General features: G+C 36.1%; 12 protein-coding genes and 3 pseudogenes. 2 read left to right on the forward strand and 13 right to left on the reverse strand.

Annotated features, from left to right (window positions below):
* Positions 1-208: 208 nt before the first annotated feature.
* Both IPJ86_06550 and IPJ86_06555 read left to right on the forward strand, forming a co-directional pair.
* Positions 209-1,018 carry a hypothetical protein gene (locus IPJ86_06550; GenBank protein MBK7886964.1) on the forward strand — a complete coding sequence of 270 codons (810 nt, stop codon included), beginning with the start codon at positions 209-211 and terminating at the stop codon, positions 1,016-1,018.
* A 39-nt stretch (positions 1,019-1,057) separates the two neighbouring features.
* On the forward strand, positions 1,058-1,528 hold the full coding sequence (locus tag IPJ86_06555) for a DUF3592 domain-containing protein (GenBank protein ID MBK7886965.1): 471 nt from the start codon (positions 1,058-1,060) through the stop codon (positions 1,526-1,528).
* Between the two features lie 122 nt (positions 1,529-1,650).
* Here the strand turns inward: IPJ86_06555 and IPJ86_06560 are convergent.
* The 13 genes and pseudogenes from IPJ86_06560 to IPJ86_06620 all read right to left on the reverse strand — a co-directional run bounded on the left by IPJ86_06560 (position 1,651) and on the right by IPJ86_06620 (position 14,082).
* Positions 1,651-2,082: pseudogene (locus IPJ86_06560) on the reverse strand (VOC family protein).
* Positions 2,083-2,093: 11 nt separating this feature from the next.
* A pseudogene (locus tag IPJ86_06565) lies at positions 2,094-2,535 on the reverse strand (SRPBCC domain-containing protein).
* A gap of 91 nt (positions 2,536-2,626) precedes the next feature.
* The gene (locus IPJ86_06570; GenBank protein ID MBK7886966.1) at positions 2,627-2,848 is read right to left on the reverse strand and encodes a hypothetical protein; all 222 of its coding nucleotides are present in this window, start codon (positions 2,846-2,848) and stop codon (positions 2,627-2,629) included.
* Between the two features lie 83 nt (positions 2,849-2,931).
* The gene (locus IPJ86_06575; GenBank protein ID MBK7886967.1) at positions 2,932-3,717 is read right to left on the reverse strand and encodes a TraB/GumN family protein; all 786 of its coding nucleotides are present in this window, start codon (positions 3,715-3,717) and stop codon (positions 2,932-2,934) included.
* Positions 3,718-4,155: 438 nt separating this feature from the next.
* Positions 4,156-5,370, reverse strand: a complete 1,215-nt coding sequence (locus IPJ86_06580) for a serine hydrolase (protein MBK7886968.1) — start codon at positions 5,368-5,370, stop codon at positions 4,156-4,158.
* A 297-nt stretch (positions 5,371-5,667) separates the two neighbouring features.
* On the reverse strand, positions 5,668-6,294 hold the full coding sequence (locus tag IPJ86_06585) for a hypothetical protein (protein ID MBK7886969.1): 627 nt from the start codon (positions 6,292-6,294) through the stop codon (positions 5,668-5,670).
* Positions 6,295-6,394: 100 nt separating this feature from the next.
* The gene (locus tag IPJ86_06590; GenBank protein ID MBK7886970.1) at positions 6,395-6,925 is read right to left on the reverse strand and encodes a hypothetical protein; all 531 of its coding nucleotides are present in this window, start codon (positions 6,923-6,925) and stop codon (positions 6,395-6,397) included.
* 214 nt (positions 6,926-7,139) lie between these two features.
* Complete coding sequence (locus IPJ86_06595; protein ID MBK7886971.1) at positions 7,140-7,586, reverse strand: WG repeat-containing protein; 447 nt, start codon at positions 7,584-7,586, stop codon at positions 7,140-7,142.
* 577 nt (positions 7,587-8,163) lie between these two features.
* Positions 8,164-8,700, reverse strand: coding sequence for a GNAT family N-acetyltransferase (locus IPJ86_06600; GenBank protein ID MBK7886972.1), 537 nt, complete (start codon positions 8,698-8,700; stop codon positions 8,164-8,166).
* A 216-nt stretch (positions 8,701-8,916) separates the two neighbouring features.
* Positions 8,917-11,061 (reverse strand): tetratricopeptide repeat protein, encoded by a 2,145-nt coding sequence (locus IPJ86_06605; GenBank protein MBK7886973.1) that lies wholly within the window; start codon positions 11,059-11,061, stop codon positions 8,917-8,919.
* Positions 11,062-11,385: 324 nt separating this feature from the next.
* A pseudogene (locus IPJ86_06610) lies at positions 11,386-11,948 on the reverse strand (cupin domain-containing protein).
* Positions 11,949-12,129: 181 nt separating this feature from the next.
* Positions 12,130-12,426 (reverse strand): hypothetical protein, encoded by a 297-nt coding sequence (locus tag IPJ86_06615; protein ID MBK7886974.1) that lies wholly within the window; start codon positions 12,424-12,426, stop codon positions 12,130-12,132.
* An 81-nt stretch (positions 12,427-12,507) separates the two neighbouring features.
* A complete protein-coding gene (locus IPJ86_06620; protein ID MBK7886975.1) occupies positions 12,508-14,082 on the reverse strand; it encodes a T9SS type A sorting domain-containing protein in 1,575 nt (524 codons plus the stop codon).
* Between the last annotated feature and the right edge of the window lie 375 nt (positions 14,083-14,457).

The raw sequence follows: 14,457 nt of genomic DNA on the forward strand, positions 1-14,457 counted from the left end.
ATGCAATGTATATCTATTGTATATCTATTGTATATCTATTATATATCTATTTTATATCAACCGTATTTCAACTGTATCTCAACTGTTTTTTTTCGGAGTAAATGTATTTCTAAAGTGTTAATTATATTGTTTGGAAAATAGGTGACTCTGTTATTATTTCATACGCTAACGAGAACTTAAAATCAACAATAAATACAGAGCGGGATTTATGGATCAGTCTGAGGAATATTATGGAAAAGTTGTTTTGTCTTCCATTGACAACAGTAGGAATGGAGTGAATGTAAAAGAAGAGGAAAATAATATTTATCCACTACTCACTCCCAATAATTTGAAGCTGGTTCATTATCCGGAGTCACAACAATTGGTCATATGGTTACCGGATAGTGGAAGGTTGTATGATACTATTGCAATTGAGGATGTGAATTGTAATGATATAATCTGGAACAAAAAGGTAGATGATATTCTTAGTGGAAGTATTCAATTAATTATTAATACCTTGTTTTTATCTCCGGGTGATTTTAGGGTTTCGATAGTTAAATCGGATAGCTTAGTACATCGGATTTATTTAAAGAAGTATCCACAAGGTGTTGAGCCGCCGGTCGAAAAAATTCAAGAAATAAGTACGCCTGATGTTGAAAAAGGTCCCATCATTTACAGAGATGGTTTTGGAAATGTATTGCCGGATGAAGATTTGATATTAAGAGATAAAGTCATAGAAAAGATGCAAGCGAAATTTAATCGTCGGGTCGAATTTGATGGAACTGTCAGATCGGGAACAGTGAAGTATATCGAAGGTAGTCGTACGATCAGTTTTTACGCTGAGATGGGTGGCGGTAATTGTATATTTTATATCGATATCCCCACGAGCGGAAAATGGGAGGAACTAACCGGATTCAAGCTTTCTGAGCGGGAAGAGATTGTTAAATTTGTTGCAGAGGAATCTGTAAGGAAACAAACGCGTTCTTCCGGTATATATTATTTAATTGGAGAGCGTGATATTGTGATAATGAATAGCTGAAGTGAATCTGATGGAAATTCTCACCCGAAATAGAAAATCATGAATATATTAAATACAATCAAAATGGTTTTCTCACTGGTTTTTGCCATAGCCGGATCAATGTTTCTTTTCATAGCGTGTAAGGAAGGATTGAAGCCCTATAAATTACTGAAGTATGGTGTCGAAACGCAGGGTATTGTGATAGAAATGTACAAAAGGCCTATGCGGGGGAATGAAAAGTCGATGGGGTCAGTGGCTCCTGTAGTTCAGTTTTGGACGGAAAAAGGAGAGGCGGTGAAATATTATTCAACCACTTTTACCAACTTTAACGAATATATAATCGGACAACCCATTACACTATGGTATTCGGCCGAGGATCCCCAACTGGCCACTTTAGAAGGAAAGGATAATTTGATACTACCGGTTGTTTTCGGTGCATTCGGAATAGCCATATGCCTTGTTTTTTATCCGATGTTGATCAGAAGTTTGTTTTCGGCTTTTAAAGAATATGCCCAACTAAAAAGAAGTTGACCAACTCAATGCTGCTTCAATTACTTTTCGTCCTGGAAGAATAGAGTTTAAAAAAATGCAGTCCACCGACCGGTGTGTGATGGACTGCATGAAATAGTTTACCTTAATTTCAATGTGTTTATTTAAGCCTGAGGTTTTCCATCATAACTGATCATCCAGTTGATGCCAAATTTATCGGTGAACATGCCAAAATAGGACCCCAGAATGTTTTATTCATTGGCATGGTAACTTGTCCTCCGGATGAAAGTCCAGCATAAGTTTATCAGCCTCATCCTTGCTTTAGCATTTATTGAAATTGAAAAATTATTCCTTGCTTAAATCCTGCAGACCATTCCCCCCCGTGTCACTGCCCATCAAACTGGTCCTTTGCTGATGGGTAAGGAGATGTGCATGATTTTTCTCCATCTTCTTCACTCATTGCCTGCACTCCTTCCTGAGGCGGCATTTCATTGAATTTTCCCACATAGGAAATTCTCCGCCGAAAACAGATTTATAGAAAAGAAGGCCTCAAGGCAGTTGCCATTAAAGGTTAAATACGTGTTTACTGTTGCCATTGTTTTGGTTTTTAATTATTTTCAGATATGTTTTTTAGTTCATTTAATGCAAGTGGAAAAACTTTATTCATGAAATCAAAAAATTATCTACCGTATCAACAATTACGGTTAGCGTTATACCCTGTCAACTTGAACAAGACGATAAGTTTCCAGGGCATTCGTCCATTTTTCGGTTTCGTTATCAATAGGAAGCTCTTCAAAATTTTTAATGTTACCAATATGCCGGAAGGCTAAATACTCATAAGGATCAATTTTTTCAATAACACTATACATTCCTTGTCCATCAGGAGTAAGGAAATGTATTTTATTTCCTTCTGTGAAATGATCGGTTTTATAATAACTGCCCTGACAAAAGGGAGTTGTCCATATTTTATAGTTCTCCGAATCCCAAAGTGAATGCCACACTTTTTCAGGTGTTGCTTTTATTTGTATAGTGAAGATTAAAGAGGTCATATCATGCTTTGTATTTTGAATGGGCTTAAAGGTTCCTTTTTTTCTATCCATTGAATTCGTTGATGCAATGGTACTCATTATCCATGAATTATCATACATCTTTTATTGATTTTACGATGAGCAGGCACCCTCCGGTGATGCAGAACACTCCCATCAAGAGCAGCATCGCTTTTTGATAGTTTTTCATTGGAGTGGTGGTTACATGCTCATTATTTTCTCTGAATATTTCTTTTGGAAAGAGTGCTTTTATGCAAAATATCCCGACAAAAATGAAAACTGTTCCAAAGCCGGCAAGATAATTTATTCCTCTCATGTTCGGGTATTATGATATGAATTTAAATTCATGAAATAATATAGTGGTACTTGTGATCAGGATGGACTGTTAGAATCAGTTACCTATTTCGTCATTACCGGAACAATGGTATATCCATCTTTCTTTAGCAACGATATAATTCCAAAATTGCCACAAAGATGAGCCGCCCCTACTGCAATAAATACATTTCCCTGCTCAATATAATTCCTGATATTTTTAATCCAGAATAAATTTCGCTTTAGGATTATTGTTGAATCGCCGGGAGCCGTGTAATGGTTCATGTCGTCCACCTTGCAAAAGCAACTTAAGTCTTGTTTTTCAAAGCAGGCATTCATGGTTTCTTCGCTGCGATTAAACGAATGATCTTTTAAGGAATGCAACAGCAGTTTTGCCTGATCCTGTAAGGGCATACCTTTATACATGATGTTAAAAATGTCTTGTCTTGTTTCAAGACCTTTAATTGGTATTTTCTTTACAACGCTTAAGGCATAAAAGGCGTTTTCCATAAGTGGCATTTTACTTTTATAGATTTCTTTATCTTTTTTTCCTTTTTCAATCATGAGCATTATGGCTTGCGGCATCCTGAATTTATACTGTTCAATATCTTTTCCGGTCGCTTTAAAAAATTCATATTTTACATATTGATAGTCCGAATAGCCCAGTAGTTCATCTAACGCCGTATCACTGGTAAAATCAAAACCGGGATGGGTAGAGTGGAGTAATTCTGTAGTGTCCGCCTCTTGAACAATCAATTTGCATCTCATTATAATTCTCATGAGTTCCTTATTGTCTAAAACAGGTTTTGGCCCCAGGTGGTGAATTGTTCCAAAAATAAAAGAGGGGGTTTGGGTTTTCTTTGATAAAACCATCCAGCAAAATGTCGGAGTTTTACTTATTTGACCGAAGCAAGGGATGCAGCTTAATAGAAGCAGAGACATCATGCCAGCCATAATTTTATGAATGTTCCGGTTCATTTTCTGATCCTCGATGGGGGTTAGCGAACAAAGTTAAACTAACCGGATGAATAACTTTAAGTTGATGCCCGGTATAGCTCATAGCGTGACTATACCACTCCACTTTATTCTGAATAATCGTTCATGAGAATGCCACGTTCGCAGTGGGATTTCTCCTTGACTCAATGCACTGCCTCCTTGCTTCTCAACCTGATTCTTTGTTTTAAACGAAATATAGGTGAGGAGTGATAGGATGTTCGTGTTGTCGTTTTGTCCGGGCTGGTAAAAAGGAGAGCCCTTCTCTGTTGGAATTTGAAGGGAGGGAGAACATCATTAGATGTTCCGGCTTCTTTGTCATTGTTGCTTCATTTTCTTAATCATCTCCACTGCATTCCCGTTCGTTGGGTCTAATTGTAAACTTTTCTCATAATTCTTTATGGCTGATATTTTGTCACCTTTATTCATATAGGCTTCTCCTAAACTATCAAAAGCATTAAATGAATTGGGATTGGCGATACAATTCATTGCAAAAACACCAATAGCTTCATCATTTTTGTTTTGAGATAATAGTTCGTACCCTTTTCTATTTAAGAGGTATTCTAAAACATCTGTGTTTGAAGGTCTTGTTTTATAATATAACTTAGCGTCTTCTAGTCCTTTATTTACTATTATTTCAATAATTTCTTGCGAAAATCTTTGATTGACTTCGTTGTCAGGTTTTGGAATAGTAGGTTGGTAATTCTTCTCAAAGATTATTTTTGCTATTTCAAAGTTAAGTTGGTCTGTACCCCTAAATGTTTTATTCGACATTAAAACCAACGTTGTTTGTTCATCAATGAATCGCATAACGTCCGCGTAAAAAATATTATTTGTGCCATTGTGCCAAACCCGAAAAGTATTTCTATTTGTTCTGGAAACGTCCCAGCCATAAGCATAAATAGCATTGTTGTTTTCGTTTGCCCTGATTAATGGATGGTACAATTTGTATTTTGCTTCTTTCGATAAAATATTTTCAGTCATCAGCGATTTATGCCATTTAAACAAATCTTCTGATGTTGATAGTATACCACCATTTCCTAATAAATGAAGGTAAGGTGTCTTTCCATTCCACTTTTTTTCCGTTGGCTTTCCCCATATCATATTGTTTTTACCATACCCGACAGCAATTAAGCCGGTATCAAAATTTGGTCTGCTATAACCCGTTACTTCCATTCCTGATGGTTTCCATAGGTTTTCGTAGAGGTATTGCTCATACGTTTGTCCTGAGACTTTTTCAACGATAAGCGCCAACAAGCTATACCCTATGTTTGAATATGAAAAATCTGAACCAATTTTAAATTGTATAGGTGAAATCATTAGAGAGTCAAGAAAAGCTGTTTCTGTTATTGGGTCGTAGTCTTCACCTACATTACTTAGCAAACCGGATTGGTGTCTTAATAGATCGTGAATTGTTATCGTTGATTTGTCAACCGGGATATTTTGAAAGTATTTAGTTATGGTGTCAGAAGTGGATAATTTACCTTGCATTTCTAATTTTAGAATAGCTGCCGCTGTAAATTGTTTTGTCACAGAACCGATGTCAAAAATGGTATTTGGCGTATTTTTTTCTTTGAGTTCTAAATTTCTAAATCCATAACCTTTTGAAATGACTTTATGTCCGTCAAGTTCTACGAGTACAGTTCCTGCAAAACCAAGTTTTTCAAATTCATTTAAGTAGGTTTCAATTCGTTTGGTTATTTCAGAGATTTTTCTTGTTGCGCAAGCGAAAGTGTATTAAAGAACAACGTTATTATTATTGCAATTATTACTTTTTTCATTTTTTGCCTGTTAATGTTAATTGTCAGACTCAGTAGTCAGCAGCGGATACTATTTAAAAAGTAAAGTAGAAGTAATTAATGATAATCCACTTTCATATTCCTGGGTATGCTTGTTTTCATCAAAAATATCCTGGAAATAACTGAACCGGGATTTAGAATCATTTAATTTTATTTCAAAACATTCTATAAGAAGATTTTGTTCTGCCAGGGTTATATATAATTTTTTTCCTTTCAACATTTTTTGTCCAAGTTCTTTTTGGAAATCCTCAGTGGTACAATTTTTCTTTCCAAACTTCTTTACCATTTCATCAATCAGGCTCATTAATGTAGTTTCTGCATCAATTTCGAAGATTAAGATGACAAGGTTGTTCCCACTAAACGTCCAATTTTTATAGCCATCATTTTGCTCAAATTCATAAGATAAATGCTGAGGATATTCAAATGAGATGAATGGGGACTTAAATATTTTATAATCGGATAGTGAAATGGAAATAATGGGCTTTGACAAGATGGTGTCTAACTTTAATTCATCGTTTTCTGAGAGATGATAAATTACACCATTGATGTTAACATTAAAAATTGATTCGGGTTCAGTTTCTCCGGTATGTATTGATTCCTGGCTTTGCGAATGAATGAAAGTAAGAGAGAATAGAAGTGTGAAGAATATTTTTTTCATGAGTAGGCGATATTTAATATTTTATTGCTATTGATGTACCGGGTTATAAATATTCAGATTGCAAATTAAAGCAATAAAACCTTTCGGTCGGCTTTTTGCATCATTGACCGTTTTCAGCAGATAACATTTTTGTACGTAGGGTAAAATTGTAGAATATCATTTCTTTTTTACTCTGACTGACTAGGACTTCTCCAATTTTCGGACTAAAAAAATTAACGGCATATTCACCGGGATCAGGTATCAGGGCGTCCATACCTGAATGGTAGCAATGTCTGAATGTAGATCTTAATACTTTTAATGAAGAGTTTACAAAATTATCATCTTGGGTTTCCTTAAGATTTTCAATGGTAATTAATGAATCAACATCCGATGGGTTGAACCTGAACATGGCGGCTTTGCATTTTTCATTTAAATTTTTAGTAGCTACCTGAATGCTTGCGTCGCCTTCCAAATAGTATCCGGTAACTCCTGAAATGGTTCGGATTTCGAGTATCTTGCAATTTTTAGCAACAAAGTGTATTGAATCGGTTTCGAAATTAAAAGTTTTTGCTTTATAGATCTTGGGATTCAGCCATTCAACCGTTTCTGTACGATAGGATTGAGCAAAAAAAGTATAAACAAGTAATAGCAATATGGGGATAATGATTTTTTCAGATTTTTTTTCATAATTTACTGCTTTTATTTTTTAGCTTCAAGATGTTGGTGTCAGAATTCTCAGAATTCTCAGGATTCGAAGCGCCATCCCGTTAGTTATCGTAATCACTAAGTCATTGATCCGCCAATATCTTGCAGGTACTGTTAGCGGTTCTGGCTTGTTTGTTTAGTCTGCTAGGGACTGTCATTTTTTATCGTTTCACTATTCTGTACTCGCCTGGCAAATAAAAATACGGACCTTTTTGAATGACGAATTCTGAATTATGCCAGTCTCCAATGAATTCAATTTTTATACTAAACTCTTTTTTCGTGGCTGATATTAATCCTGCATTGTTGAAGAAATAGTATGTGCCAATGTAATTGTATCTGGGAATCCCTGTATTGAGTGAATAGCTGGTTGAAAATACGGAGACAACTCCTTTGTTGTCTGAAATTTCTTTCACTCCATCACAAATAAAAGGAACTATCACATTTCCTGCACTGTCAATCACACCCCATTTTTTAGTGTTGATGGTAACGAGGTTCCCTGTAAAGAAAGCCTCCGTGGAATTCTTTTCAATCTTTTTGGAACATTCTAAGTAGTGAATACTGTCCATTTGATGGTAAGTAATAAATAAACCACCAAAAATTGAAAACAAAGTATCGTATTTAACTTTTACTCTTTCAAATGTTAGGCTGTTAGATGATTGAATAGTGAAAGTTTCATCTTGATGTTTTACTTCAGCAATTTCATGGTTTTTTGTGAACTGCCGTTGTAGATCAACAGAAAGAAAGGAACAAGAAAAAAATTATAAATTCTCATGATGGTGTTTTTGTATCAAATGCTGTCGTATGGTAGCCTGACCTCTAACGTCTCTTTCGCACTACTCGGGACAAGCTTCACAATAACAAACATACAAATATTTCTTCAAAGGCACAGCGCTCAGGGGAGAGTAAGTGACCGTTAAATTTTTTTCCATACATTACTTCTGAATAGCGCCCGGTATTCGCAAAAATTGAAGTAAACACCTTTCCGGATGTTTTATAGCTGGAATAATAGCATCCATTTCGCCCCGAGCAATGCCACGGGGTAACTTCTTTACTCAAGGAGACGTGACGCGATGGTGGCGCCTATACTGAAGCCTGCGCCACCCCTTTAGCTTTAGCGCACGCGGGTAGCACAAGTAGGGGAGAGCCCCTCCCTGTCAGAATTTGCCGGCATGCCGGGCTAGTTAATTATCGGTTCGGGCTTCCTGTTATCTGTTTCTTTAGCTCCCATCTCCATATTAGACCATCATCCGGGTCATTGATTTCTTGAACTTTTTCAAAGCCACATTTCTGCAAAATTTTTGTAGAGGCATTTTCTTGACCTAGTGTATGAGCAATAATGGATTTCACTTTTTCGTCTTTGAAAGCATTTTCAATCAGCCCCCTTGTCATTTCGGTTGCAAGTCCACGATTACGATAATCTGGTGCTATTTCATACCCTATTTCAACGGTTCCGTCTGTGGCAGGTTTGCCTTTATATCCACCACTTCCAATTAATTTATTGTCTTGCTTGTGAATTGGAAAATAGGTCCACCAATATTTTTCTTCTTCACTTTCCAATAATTTGTCAAGTGAATAGTGTAATGCACCAACACCAAATTCGGTCCAATTGTCCTGAACCTTCACGTTAAGTTTTTCTGCAATAAATTTATTCCCTTGAATAGCCGATTTCAATATTTCAGTGTCGCAGGGAATGAGTTTTAAGTTCTTTGTTTCTATTGTCAATTTATATAAATAGTTGTGGTTGTGTTGTCTCTTAGCCTTCAAGCTAACGAAGAAGTGATTAAACAGGTCAATAAAGAAAGGGATTAGAAGGATCCCGATACATCGGAATGCGTTTACCTGCACTGCTGCTTATAGTTACTCCATTCGTTTATCTCTCTAAGCCCTTCTTTTTTCGATTTCTTTTAATCTTGATGTTATGCGTTCGTGTTACTCCTGCTATGAAACTGTTTCTGCAAAGTACATATCAATCTCTCCTTTATTCTTTGCCTGTATTTTTCCTCTGTGGGTGCAATTGAATTTTTCTTTTACTAATTCATAAGTACTTCCGCTGATGTTTACTTTTCCTGATTCGCCGGATGATTCCATTCGGGAAGCGATGTTAACTGTGTCTCCCCAGATGTCGTAAGCAAATTTCTTTACGCCAACGATACCGGCAACAACAGCGCCTGTGTGAACTCCAATTCTTATTTCAAAAGGTTCTTTGTCTTCATTCTTTCTTTGTTGCAAATGCTGCTGCATGAATTGTTGAATTTCCATTGCAGCACTTACCACATCAGTCGCATTTGTTTTATTGATAACCGGCAATCCGCCTGCACACATGTAGGCATCGCCAATGGTTTTTATTTTTTCGATGTTGTGTTTGCCGATGATGTTATCGAATGCTTTGAAGCAGGTATCTATTTCAGCAACCAATTCTGCCGGAGAAAGTTTTTCTGAAATCCGGGTAAAGTTTTTAAAGTCTGTGAACATGACGGTAACCTTATCAAAGTGTTTTGCATCAGCTCTGCCTTTTGCTTTTAGTTCCTCTGCAACTTCTTCGGGGAGAATGTTAAGGAGCAATTCATCGCTGCGCTTCTTTTCTTTTTTTATTTTCTTGCGTTGGCGGTTAACAATCACTAAAAAAATTAACGTCCCGCCAAGTCCTGCCAGAATGAAGTTGCGTATATTCCTTTGCTTTATATCCTTTTTCTCCTGCTCGGATTTTTGTTTGTCGAATTCGTTTTGAAAATTTTCTTTCTGTGCTGCTTTGCTGCTTTCGTCACCCTTCAATTTATTACTCAGCAAAATATATTGTTTGTAATGTTTATAGGCTCCGGTTCCATCACCTCTTGCCGAATCAATTTCAGAAGCAAGCAGTTCAGCTTCGCTGATAGATTTTACATCGAATTGCTTTTTTAAAATAAAAAGTGCACGGTCACTGTATTCTTTAGCTGCCTTGTAATTATTCTGACCGCTGTAATCACGTGCAAGTAATTGATAAGACCATCCTATGTCGCTTTCAGCATTTAATTCCTGTGCAATTTTTAATGCGTTAAGATGAAAGTCAATTGCTTTTGATAAATCACCTTGCTTGTAATAGACTGTTCCTGTTTCATCAAGCACTTTTTTGACCTGCCATTTATTTTTTGTTGAGTCGAACACCGACAGACTTTTTTGAAAATACAAAAGAGAGTTTGTGTAATCGCCTTTGTCTTCATACACTAATCCCATCCACTTGTAAACGGAACCAACATCATGGCCCATATCTTTTTTTGCATTGCATAATTCAATTAGTTGGTTGTAATACTCAAGAGCCTTGTCTGCATTATGCAGCGTGTAATAAAATCCGCCCACTGCCGCCAGCACATTAAATAAGTCATTCGTGTCTTTCGTTTCACTCAGTAATGACAAAGCGCTTTGGTAATTTTCCAGCGCCTGACCGACTTCGCCATTGTCTCTGTACATATCACCCAATACAGACAGACAAAGAGCAGTTCCTTTTTTATAATTTAATTCTCCGGAAATTGAAATGGCTTTTTGAATAGCCTCTAAGGCCATCGGAAAATTTCCGGTTGATAAATAATATTGACAGAAATAAATAGATGCGTTTACAATATGGGCAGTGTCTTTTATGGCAATAGAAATCTCAAGACTCTTTTGCATGGAGCTGATAAATTCAGCAGTGTCATTTTTGTATTGATAAATTCCTGCAAGGTTTGAAAATGTTTCAGCAATTCTCTTTTTATCTCCGTTATCTTCAAATGCTTTTAAGCGCCTTTTGGCATATGCAATAATCTTATCCCAATCAACGGAAGTGCCGTTGGAATAATAAGCAATCAATAAATTGTAGGCTCTGTATTCCTGTTCAAGAATTTTATTTCGTTGTTTGTCATCTTTAGTTTGTGAAAGAATTTTGTCAACCAATTTTAAAGCAGGTTCTGCGTAGAGCAAGTTGTCTTTTTTCTCACAGGCATCACCCATTGCCAGATAAATCTTCAAACGGGTAGTATCCTGCTTTGCTTTTTGCAATTCTGTTTTCAGTGAATCCATCACGCTCTTACTTTCTGCCGTAGCGGGGTTCTGTGCATGGCACAGGTTCATGAATGTACTTAGAACGAAAAGAAGGAGGAGTGTTAGTTTCAAGGTAGTTTTTGTATCAGTTGCAAGATGCGATGTCGTTTGCTACGAAGCACAAGCACGACGCTTAACACCCGGCGGATGGATGAAGTGCCTCATGCCATCATTCAAATATAAGAAGATATTTCATGGCGATTTTCATTCAGGCGTTGTGGCAGCTATAAGAAGTTGGCGTCCCGGGGCTTCGGGCTCGAAGGACAATACTGATAGCTATCGGAATCATTCAACAACTGAACTCTCAGCTATTTACAGGTGCTGTTAGCGGTTCGTTCTACTTTCTTCTTGAGGTTAATCAATTTTCAATGGTAATCCTACTACTTTCATATCATGGTCTTCAAAAACCTTTGCAATTTCTTCTTTTGTCTGTATAGAAGTCCATTTGTCTGTAACCTTGAAAAATGCTTCCATCTTTCCTGCCGGGTAAATGAAACTATCATCTTTCCTTTTTCTGTCAACTGCAAGAAGGCATGTTGCACATTTCTTGGTAGAAAAATGGTATCTCCTGATTTCATTTGATATTTTTCGTCGCCGACTTGAAACAAATACTCTCCTTCAATAACATAAAACCATTCGTCCTGGAAAGGATGAATATGCAATGGAGGTCCTCCGTTTGGAGTGAGACCTGTTTGCTCAAACATTGCTAAATCATTTTCAGTGTCCGTCCCGGAAATTTTGATGTCTAAAGTGTTTAGTGTAACGCCTTTCATTTTAAAGTGCTCACCAAATCTGGCTTCACCGGCCTTTACTTTAAATCCTTTGTCTGTTCTCATTAAACCCTTGGTTTTTATTTTAGCAAGAATAGGCAATGTAAAGAATGTAAGTGCCGAGGTTATAAATGTTCTTCGTTTCATTTTATTGTATTTATTCGATCTGATCATTTTATTTAAAGTATGTACTGTCGTTGCAGCATGAACGATTTGCAGCTAGGCGAAGCGGTGGATTTTGTACCGGAATGCTTCACAAAACCGCAATGTTCAAACTTACTAAAATCTTTCAATTTAAACGTGAAGCCGCCGTTTTGGTTAGCCGCAGTTATATTCCGTTTTTATTAAGGGCATTTTGTGTCCAATTTATACAGTCGTCTACGTCCACAATTGACCAAGGATGAGGATGTTTTGTTCCGTCTGTTCTATAACCTTTGCCAAGTGCATTGATAGATTCTACTTTGTCGTTTCCAATAATTTTTAATTGATTAATCATTGCTTTTTGATTTAAAGCAAACATATCATAAGAATCCATTCGTCTGTTCTTCCACCAGATTGGTTGTTTAATTTTCGAACTCAAAGCTGCATCACTATAATTATGCAATAAAAAGTTAAATCCAGGCAATCGATAAATCCATTTTCTGACAATAAAAAAAGGGCAGAAACTAATTCCTGCCCTTTTTATTTACCTAAAGAAAAAATAGAATTACTCAATAATAATCTTACCTGAATTCATTACATTATTCTGATTCTTTATTGAATAAAAATAAATACCTGAATTTAGCTCTTTTAAATTAAGTTGGTTGTTGGGAGCGTTCAAATTAAATTGTTTAGTTACTTCACCCAAACTGTTAATCAATATAAAGTTCATTCCCTTTATAAAATCAATACGTGAAATTTCAATAGTTAAATTGTCCTGCGCTGGATTTGGATAAATAGAAACCTTCAATTCATCAGCTTCCATATTATTTTCAATTCCTGATAAAACACAAACATCAGTTTTAACATAATTAACTGCAGAGAAATTAATCCTCGTCAGATTTGTTGCTGATGTAACAGGAGTTGCAGCAACAGGTGTAGTAGCAAGTGCAGTCATTGTAACATTAACAAAACTATATGAAGTATCATACAATGCACATGATTGCGATAATGCAGTGTCAGTGCTGCAGAAAGTCCTGTAATTATTAAAACACATCTGACTTCCATTTATCGAAAAATCATTTGAAGTACCATAGGCAACATCATTTATATAATCAAATTCAGGATGGATGCGTGTCCATAACACATCTCCATTTGAATCAATTTTAATAGTTGCTGGTCTGATATCAACACCTGACCATTCGTAATTTCCGGCTATATATAACAGGTTATCAGAAAATTCATATCCATAATTATTAATCCTGGAAGTGCTTAAACTGCTTTTACACCATATAACATTACCAACAGAATCAACCTTTGTGATTAAAGTTCTTAATCCCGGAACTGTTAATTGTGAAGAAGTGCCAACAAGTAAAATAGAACCATCAGGCAATTCAGTAAACTCGCGAAAACCAGTAGTCCATTCCGGACCAGCATAACGTTGACTCCATAATATCGTACCAGTTGCATTATAACAGGCAATAAGACCTGATCCATTAGAAATAGATGGATTATCATAAGCAGTACCAACAGCCAGATAATTTCCATTACTTAGTGGGCGCGCTATATAATAATGATCAGGATCTGGTAAAAAATTTCTTGCATCACTCCAAACAATATCACCAGAAGAATTTGTTTTTATAATTCCAGAGATTGTGTTACCTGAATTAGTAGTTAATACAAAACCATCATCAGTTGGATCAGTTATACAATCATAAAGTTGAATACCATAACTTTTCATAAATACAACAGTGCCTGAAGCATCTGTTTTTAGAATAAAACCACCTCCATTAAACGTAGTATTTCCTGATATTGCAAAACCATTATCAGGTAATTCAACGATTCGTAGAAATACTGCATTGCTGGTTGTAAAGCCAGAAATGAAAGTATTCCATAATTTTATGCCATTTACATCATAGCGGATCAGTGAAAACCCATAATCTGCCGGTGAAAGGGAGCCTCTGTATTCACTTTCAGTTGATACTATCATTCCACCATCTGCAGTTAAGGCAGTTAATGCTACACGTCGCAAGTTGGAATCAAGACTGTAGTCAAACAATTTATAATGATGATTCGTTTGCGCATCTACAGCAGTGATGCTGAAGGTAATAGAGATTAAAACAAGTTGTAGTAATTTTTTCATTCTTGAAAGATACCACTTAAATATGGATAAAGCTGCTTTATCATTTTTTGATAGATTTTTGTAATCCTATTTCAGGACAGACAGTAGAGAAGTTTCATTTTTTTATTTATAAACGATTTGAAGAAATTCAATCCCAAATAATATTAAAAAAGTTTTCTAATAGATGTGGTTTTCATAAAAATGGCATATAAGGTTTTATTACCGATCATTCCAAGCACGCTATTGCTCCTAGAAAGAAGGATAGCTAAACATTATCGAAAAATCAAAAATAGCGCATTTAAAAGCAAACGACCAGTAAAAGCTATTCTTGCCGTTTTCAAATTTTGGCCGATGGCGGCTATTTTGTCAGATGTTCTACACTTCATCAATTTCTAC

The organism is Bacteroidota bacterium (genome assembly GCA_016713925.1).
GTDB lineage: Bacteria > Bacteroidota > Bacteroidia > AKYH767-A > OLB10 > JAJTFW01.

Coding starts and splice junctions, on each gene's coding strand:
- IPJ86_06550 (MBK7886964.1), top strand. CDS start 209: ATGGATCAGTCTGAGGAATATTATGGAAAAGTTGTTTTGTCTTCCATT.
- IPJ86_06620 (MBK7886975.1), bottom strand. CDS start 14,082: ATGAAAAAATTACTACAACTTGTTTTAATCTCTATTACCTTCAGCATC.
- IPJ86_06605 (MBK7886973.1), bottom strand. CDS start 11,061: ATGAACCTGTGCCATGCACAGAACCCCGCTACGGCAGAAAGTAAGAGC.
- IPJ86_06555 (MBK7886965.1), top strand. CDS start 1,058: ATGAATATATTAAATACAATCAAAATGGTTTTCTCACTGGTTTTTGCC.
- IPJ86_06570 (MBK7886966.1), bottom strand. CDS start 2,848: ATGAGAGGAATAAATTATCTTGCCGGCTTTGGAACAGTTTTCATTTTT.
- IPJ86_06575 (MBK7886967.1), bottom strand. CDS start 3,717: ATGGTTTTATCAAAGAAAACCCAAACCCCCTCTTTTATTTTTGGAACA.
- IPJ86_06585 (MBK7886969.1), bottom strand. CDS start 6,294: ATGAAAAAAATATTCTTCACACTTCTATTCTCTCTTACTTTCATTCAT.